The sequence below is a fragment of the Paraburkholderia caledonica genome (genome assembly GCF_000383275.1).
In the GTDB taxonomy this organism is placed as follows: domain Bacteria; phylum Pseudomonadota; class Gammaproteobacteria; order Burkholderiales; family Burkholderiaceae; genus Paraburkholderia; species Paraburkholderia caledonica.
Window position 1 is genome coordinate 584,497 of the sequence record NZ_KB911038.1, and the last position, 7,303, is coordinate 591,799.

Sequence of the window (7,303 nt, forward strand, 5' to 3'; positions counted from 1 at the left end):
TCTTGTTGGAGGATGAATCCGGTGAATACGGCCAGTCTTGCTGGGCGAGGCGCGCTCGACGCCTCGCTGGACGCGCTCGGCGCCGCGCGTTCGGACGCGCCTGGCGGCGTGCAGATCGATCATCTGACGGTGCGCTTCGGTTCGCGCACCGTGCTCGACGATCTGTCGCTGACTATCCAGCGCGGCGAACTGCTCACCGTGCTCGGCCGCAGCGGCTGCGGCAAGACTACGCTGCTGCGGTTCATCGCCGGGTTTATCGAGGCGGACGGGTTGTCCGGCACGCTTACGGTCGCGGGCCACGATCTCACGCACGTGCCGCCGCATAAGCGCAACCTTGGCCTGTTGTTCCAGAGCTACGCGCTGTTTCCACATCTGTCGGTATTCGAAAACGTCGCGTTCGGCTTGCGGGCACGGCGCATATCGGCGAAGGACATCGCACGACGCGTGGCCGAGGTGCTGAAGCTCGTGCAACTCGGCGACGCCGGGCACGTGATGCCCGCGCAGCTTTCCGGCGGCATGCAGCAGCGCGTGGCTCTTGCGCGCGCGCTCGTGATCGAGCCGGACGTGCTGTTGCTCGACGAGCCGCTCTCCGCGCTCGATGCCAATCTGCGCGCGTCGGTGCGCTCCGAACTGAAGGCGCTGCATGAGCGCCTGCCCAATCTGACCATTGTCTGCGTGACGCACGACCAGGATGACGCGCTGGTGCTGTCGGATCGCACGCTGTTGATGCGCGACGGCCGCATCGCGCAGCTCGGCACGCCGCAACAGTTGTACGACGCGCCGAACGACGGCTTTGTCGCGCGCTATCTCGGCACGGCGAATCTGCTGCCGCCGCAAGTCGCTTTCGGCATGGACGACGTGCGCTACAACGAACGCGAGCGGGTCGCCTGTCTGCGGCCGGAAGCGCTGCGCATCGTGCCGCTTGGAGAAGGGCAGTTGCACGGCGCAATCACATCGGTCGAATGGTATGGCGCGGTACTGTCGGTGTCGGTCGCTTTGGACGCGATGCCGAATGAACCGCTCCTCGTCACCATGCAGCGCGGCCACGGCATGATGCCGGAGAAAGGCGCGCGCGTTTCCCTGCGTTACGAGGCTGACGATGTCGTCCTTATCCACCCCTGAGGCGTCGAATTCGCTTCCCGCCTCGGCGGCAGCCAACGCCCGCCGCAGCGCGAGCGCCGCTTTGCATCGGGCCGCTGTAAAACGCCGCGAGCGCATGGCGCAATGGCATCTCCTGTTCATCGCGGTGGTCGTGCTCGGGCCGCTTGTCATTTACCCGCTCGTGCGCCTCGTGTTGCTGAGCCTGAGCGGGCCGCATGGCATCGGCCTGCAGGCGTATGCGGCGTTCTTCGGCAATCCCGAGACGCGCGGCGTGATCGGCACGACGCTGTGGATTCTGTTCGCGAGCGCCGGACTTGCATCGCTGCTCGGCGTCGCACTCGCGTCGTTGCTGTTTTTCAAGCCATTTCCGGGCGCGCGGATGGTTGCGCGGTTTCTCGAACTGTTCGTCGCGTTCCCGTCGTTTCTGGTCGCCTTCACGCTGATTTTTCTGTACGGCTCGCAAGGCTCGGTCAGCATCGGCTTGCAACGGCTCTTTCATCTGGAGGCGCCGCCGCTCGATTTCCTGTTCGGCGTGGGCGGCGTGATTCTCGCCGAGGTCGTGTTCTACGCGCCGTTCGTCGTGAGGCCCACTCTGGCTTCGTTCGCCACGCTCGACATGCGTCTGATCGAAGCCGCCAGAAGTCTCGGCGCTAGCGGCTGGATGGTCGCATTCAAGGTGATCGTGCCGCTTGCGTGGCCGGGTATCGCTGCAGGCACGATCCTGTGCTTTCTGCTGACGCTCAACGAGTTCGGCATTCTGCTCGTGCTTGGCAGCGCGCATCTGATCACGTTGCCGGTCGCCATCTACAGCTCGGCCACTGTCGACCTCGATCTGCCGACGGCGGCAGCGGGTGCGGTCGTCATGCTGATCATGTCGTTGTCGCTGTACGCGTTGTATCGCCAGGTCAACCGTCGCAAGGTAAAAGGAGCGGGCCATGGCCGTTGAACTCGACCCGACCGTGCTGCCGGTCATGCACAAGAAGGCCCGCCCGGTGCGCCGGAGTTTCTTCGTGCGGATGCTCGGCGGCCTGTTTCTCGGTTTTGCCGCGCTGTTGTGCTTCTGGCTTTTCGTGTTGCCGGTGATCGTGGTCGGCTTGTCGAGCGTGGCGGCGCACTGGTCCGGCACGATTCTGCCGGCCGGCTTCAGCACGCGCTGGTTCGAGCGGCTCGGTTCCAGCGACTTCGACGCGCTCACAACAAGCCTCGAGATCGGCATGGGCGTAGCCGTGCTGGGCACGATTCTGGGGTTGTGGCTTGCGCTCGCGCTCGAAGGACGCGACCGGCGCGGGCTCGGCGCGTTCGTCGACACCATCGCCATGATGCCCAACGGCGTGCCGAGCGTGGTGCTCGGTCTCGCGGTACTGATCGCGTATCACAAGCGGCCGGTTGACCTGTCGAGTTCCGCGGCGATCGTCGTCTTTGTCCAGCTCGCGCTCGTGCTGCCGTTCTGCTACCGGTGCGCGGCGGCGGCGTTGCGCCCTGAACTGACGATTTTGCGCGAAGCGGCCGCGAGCCTCGGCGCGCCTCCGTCGATGGTGCTGCGCCGCGTGGTGCTGCCGCAACTCGTGCCGGCAATCCGCGCGAGTCTCGCACTCGGGTTCGCGCTGTCGCTCGGCGAACTGGGCGCGACCCTCACTGTTTATCCGCCCGGTTTTGCGACGGTGCCGATCGTCGTGGTCGGTCAGGTGGAGCGCGGCTACTACCTGCCTGCCTCCGCGCTGTCGCTGATTCTGCTGCTCGTCTCGCTCGCCGCGCTGCTGCTGATTGCGGCCCGTGTGCCGCGCCGTCGGATCGACTGAACCTGCGTTTTCCTCGTTTCCCTGGTTGCGCGTCGTGCGGCGCGCAGACATTCCACATACTTTCTATGTGGCGAAATTTGTCAAAATGACCGAATATATGCAAACTGCTTCTGTCGATCCGATTGAGGTTGTGCGCAGGCATTCGCTGACGACACTGGTTCGCGACGAGATCGAAAGGCATATCGTCGAAGGCGAACTGGCGCCGGGCGCCAAACTCAACGAAGCAGACTGGGCGGCGCGCCTGCAGGTGTCGCGCGGGCCGGTTCGCGAGGCGTTCCGCGCGCTCGAGCAGGCCGGGCTCGTGCGTACCGAGAAGAATCGCGGCGTGTTCGTGCGGACGGTGTCGCTCGCCGAAGCCGACGAGATTTACGCGGTGCGCGCGGTGCTCGAAGAGGCGGCGTGCCGGATGTTGGCCGCGAACATCGACGCGAGTCAGTTGGCGGTGCTGCGCGATTGGCTCGATGCCATGCGCGCGGCGCTCGATGCGCAAGATCACGATGCGTACGCGCGGGCCAACGTCGCCTTTCATGACGCGATCGTGGCGGCGGCGGGCAATCTGAAGTTGTACGAGACGTATCGAAGGCTGGTGAGCGAGTTGAGTCTTTTCCGGCGCGCGGCACTGGTGGTGCATGCCGATGCGATGGAGCGTTCGTTAGCGGAACATCGCGCGATTCTGACCGCGCTCGCTTCGCGCGATGCCGCGCATGCCGCGGCGTTGATGCACGCGCACGTGAACGGCGGCTTGCAGCGCGCGCATGCGGCGTGCGAGGGAGGCGGCGTGGCGGCCGGGCAGTTGGGAACGGCGCGCGGTGCGCCGGCTTCGGGCGACTGAACGACGACTGCAGGGCGACTGCAGCACGACTGAAGCCATCGCGTCGTCGTAACGCATTGGCTTGAGCACGCGTGCGTAGCACGCAGGGACGGGAACAATGGCAAGCGCAAACGAAAACGCGAAGCAACGCACGGTCGAGGTCAACGGTCGCGGCTACCGGCTGCCTGAGCAGCCGACGGTTGTGATCTGCGTCGACGGCTGCGAGTTCGATTATCTGGAAGCTGCGGTCGCGGCGGGCGTTGCGCCGTTCATCGGCAAGATGCTCGAGGGCGGCGCGGCCTTCAAGGGCGATTGCGTAATTCCCTCATTCACCAACCCCAACAATCTGTCGATCGTCTGCGGTGTGCCGCCGTCGGTGCACGGCATCTGCGGGAATTACTTCTGGGACCCGAGCGCGAATGGCGGCGCGGGTGCGGAAGTGATGATGAACGATCCAGCCTATCTGCGTGCCGGCACGTTGCTGGCCGCCGCAGCCGAAGCGGGCGCGCGAGTCGCGGTCGTCACCGCTAAAGACAAGTTGCGCCGGCTGTTGGGCTGGCAGCTGAACGGCATCTGCTTTTCCGCGGAAAAAGCGGACACGGTGACGCGCGAGGAAAACGGCATCGACGAAGTACTGGAACTGGTCGGCTTGCCGCTACCCGACGTGTACAGCGCGGCGCTTTCGGAATTCGTGTTCGCTGCCGGCGTGCGGCTCGCGCAAACTCGCGAGATCGACCTGATGTATCTGTCCACGACCGACTACATACAGCACAAATGGGCGCCGGGCACCGAAGGCGCGAACGCGTTCTACGCGATGATGGACGGCTATCTGGCGAAGCTCGACGCGCTCGGCTGGGTGATCGGTCTCACCGCCGATCACGGCATGAACGCGAAGCACGATCCGCAAAGCGGCGAGCCCAACGTGATCTATCTGCAAGACCTGCTCGACGAATGGCTCGGCGCGCGTAAGGCGCGCGTGATCTTGCCGATCACGGATCCGTATGTGGTGCATCACGGCGCGCTCGGTTCGTTTGCGACAGTTTATTTGCCGCGCGATGTCGATGCCGCGCAGGTGATCGAGCGGATTCGCGGGCTGCAGGGCGTCGAAATTGCGCTCGATAACCACACGGCGTGTGAGCGCTTCGAACTGCCGAATGACCGCGTCGGCGATATCGTCGTGATCGGTACGAAGCATGTGGCGCTCGGTACTCGCCGCGACGAGCACGATCTGTCGGGGCTCACGGTGCCGTTGCGCTCGCACGGCGGCTTGTCCGAGCAGGAAGTGCCGCTCCTTTTCAACCGGCGTGTCGACGGATTGCCGGGCGCGGAGAGCGGAAAGAGGCTGCGCAATTTCGATATCTTCGACGTCGCGTTGAACCGCGTGTCGGCATCATGAACGCGACGCTGCGGGACCATCCGGCGTTCCGCGCGGAAGCGCTGCGGCTCGAAGGCGAGCGCGCGGCGCGTCCACGCTCGCTCGATGTAGTCGATCCGTACACGGGTACGCGCGTAGGCACGGTCGCGCTTGCGAGCGTCGATGATGTGCGCGCCGCATTCGAATACGCCGCTGCTTATCAGGCAAAGCTCACGCGTTATGAGCGCTCGCAGATTCTCGAACGCGCGGCCGCGTTGTCGCGTGACAGGACCGAAGAGGCGTCGGATCTGATCTCGCTCGAATCGGGTTTGTCGAAGCAGGACTCGCGGTATGAAATCGGTCGTGTGGCAGACGTGTTCAGGTTTGCAGCAATCGAAGCATTGCGCGACGACGGGCAAAGTTTCTCGTGCGATCTGACGCCGCATGGCAAGCGGCGACGCGTGTTTTCGCAGCGCGAGCCACTTGCGGGCGTGATCGTCGCGATTACCCCGTTCAACCATCCGATGAACCAGGTTGCGCATAAGGTTGCGCCGGCAATCGCGACGAACAATCGCGTGGTGCTGAAGCCGTCCGAGAAAGTGCCGCTGTCGGCGCTTTATCTCGCCGACATTCTGTACGAAGCCGGCTTGCCCGCGCCCATGCTGCAAGTGCTGACCGGCGACCCGCGCGAAATCGCCGATGAACTTATCACGCACCCGTTGGCTGAACTCGTCTCGTTCACGGGCGGCGTGGCGATTGGCAAGTACATCGCGGCAAAGGCGGCGTACCGCCGCGTCGTGCTCGAGCTAGGCGGCAACGATCCGCTGATCGTGCTCGAGGACGCCGATCTCGAGCGCGCGGCGACGCTCGCGGTGCATGGCTCGTACAAGAACTCCGGGCAGCGCTGCACGGCGGTCAAGCGGATGCTCGTGCAAAAGCGCGTCGCCGCCGATTTCGCCGACCTGGTCGTCGAGAAGACGCGTGCCTGGACTTTCGGCGATCCATTCGATGCGGCTAATCAGATGGGCACGGTCATCGACGTCGCCGCGGCGCAGCTATTCGAGGCGCGCGTGAATGAGGCAATTGCCGGCGGCGCGCGCTTACTTATCGGCAATCGACGCAATGGCGCGCTGTATTCGCCTACGGTGCTCGACGGCGTGGAGCCGGACATGACCCTCGTGCGAGAGGAAACCTTTGGGCCAGTGTCGCCGATCATCAGCTTCGACACGCTCGACGACGCGATACGTATCAGCAACGGCACATGCTTCGGGTTGTCTTCAGGTGTATGCACGAACCGGCAGGACGCGATCACGCGGTTCATCAACGAACTGCGAGTGGGGACGGTCAACGTGTGGGAAGTGCCTGGCTATCGGACAGAGTTGACGCCGTTTGGCGGTATCAAAGACTCGGGGCTCGGCTACAAGGAAGGCGTTCAGGAAGCGATGAAAAGCTTCACTAACCTCAAGACTTTTTCGTTACCGTGGGAGTAATAGCGTGGCATTGAGTGTGACGGACATCCGTTCGCTGTTCGAGCAATACGGCGACATCGCTTATAGCGGCGAACCGGTGACGCAGCTTCAGCACGCATTGCAGAGCGGCGCGCTGGCCGAAGAAGCGGGCGCCAGCGACGAACTCGTCGCCGCTTCGTTTTTGCACGATCTCGGGCATCTGCTGAATCTTCAGGGCGCGACGCCGACGGAGCGGGGCATCGACGATCTGCACCAGTACTTTGCGCTGCCGTTCTTGCGGCCGGTGTTGCCCGATGCGGTATTGGAGCCGATTCGTTTGCACGTCGACGCAAAGCGCTGCCTCTGCGCGATCGACCAAGGCTATTTCGATCAGCTTTCCGCCGATTCGGTGCGGAGCCTGGGTCTGCAAGGCGGCATCTTCAGCAGCGAGGAAGCGCAGAGATTTCTGCAGAAGCCGTACGCGCAGGACGCGCTCCGGCTGCGCAAGTGGGATGACCGCGCGAAAGAAGAACACCGCGTCACGCCGGGTCTAGATCACTACCTCGATGTGGTCGAGCGAGTGATGCGTAAGAACGCGATGGTGTAGTTCTGGCTTGTCTATGTCGTTGTCCTGGCGCTGCTTCTTGCGCAATTTCCGTGTGTCGAAATAACGCTTGCAAGGCGCTGGCCGGCTCGCTAGAATCTCGCTCTTTCGTGCTCCGGACGCCGGGGCACGGGAAGCGGGAAAGCCAGTAGTGGCAAGGCTTCGAGCGGTGGCGGCAGGTTCAGG

At 64.0% G+C, this 7,303-nt stretch carries 7 protein-coding genes; all 7 read left to right on the forward strand.

The window, feature by feature from the left end:
• Nucleotides 1–21 precede the first annotated feature (21 nt).
• On the forward strand, nucleotides 22–1,122 hold the full coding sequence (phnT, locus tag H281_RS0118040) for a 2-aminoethylphosphonate ABC transport system ATP-binding subunit PhnT (RefSeq protein WP_027804718.1): 1,101 nt from the start codon (nucleotides 22–24) through the stop codon (nucleotides 1,120–1,122).
• On the forward strand, nucleotides 1,100–2,047 hold the full coding sequence (gene phnU / locus H281_RS0118045) for a 2-aminoethylphosphonate ABC transporter permease subunit (protein WP_027804719.1): 948 nt from the start codon (nucleotides 1,100–1,102) through the stop codon (nucleotides 2,045–2,047). Before phnT ends, phnU begins: the two co-directional genes overlap by 23 nt.
• Nucleotides 2,037–2,900, forward strand: coding sequence for a 2-aminoethylphosphonate ABC transport system, membrane component PhnV (gene phnV, locus H281_RS0118050; protein ID WP_020068552.1), 864 nt, complete (start codon nucleotides 2,037–2,039; stop codon nucleotides 2,898–2,900). The genes phnU and phnV overlap by 11 nt, the downstream gene beginning before the upstream one ends.
• A gap of 85 nt (nucleotides 2,901–2,985) precedes the next feature.
• Entirely contained in the window at nucleotides 2,986–3,732 is a 747-nt protein-coding gene (locus tag H281_RS0118055; protein ID WP_027804720.1) for a phosphonate utilization associated transcriptional regulator, read from the forward strand.
• A 97-nt stretch (nucleotides 3,733–3,829) separates the two neighbouring features.
• Entirely contained in the window at nucleotides 3,830–5,107 is a 1,278-nt protein-coding gene (gene phnA / locus H281_RS0118060) for a phosphonoacetate hydrolase (RefSeq protein WP_020068554.1), read from the forward strand.
• Nucleotides 5,104–6,555 carry a phosphonoacetaldehyde dehydrogenase gene (gene phnY, locus H281_RS0118065; protein ID WP_020068555.1) on the forward strand — a complete coding sequence of 484 codons (1,452 nt, stop codon included), beginning with the start codon at nucleotides 5,104–5,106 and terminating at the stop codon, nucleotides 6,553–6,555. Before phnA ends, phnY begins: the two co-directional genes overlap by 4 nt.
• A gap of 4 nt (nucleotides 6,556–6,559) precedes the next feature.
• Entirely contained in the window at nucleotides 6,560–7,120 is a 561-nt protein-coding gene (locus H281_RS0118070) for a phosphonate degradation HD-domain oxygenase (protein ID WP_027804721.1), read from the forward strand.
• The last annotated feature ends 183 nt before the right edge of the window (nucleotides 7,121–7,303 follow it).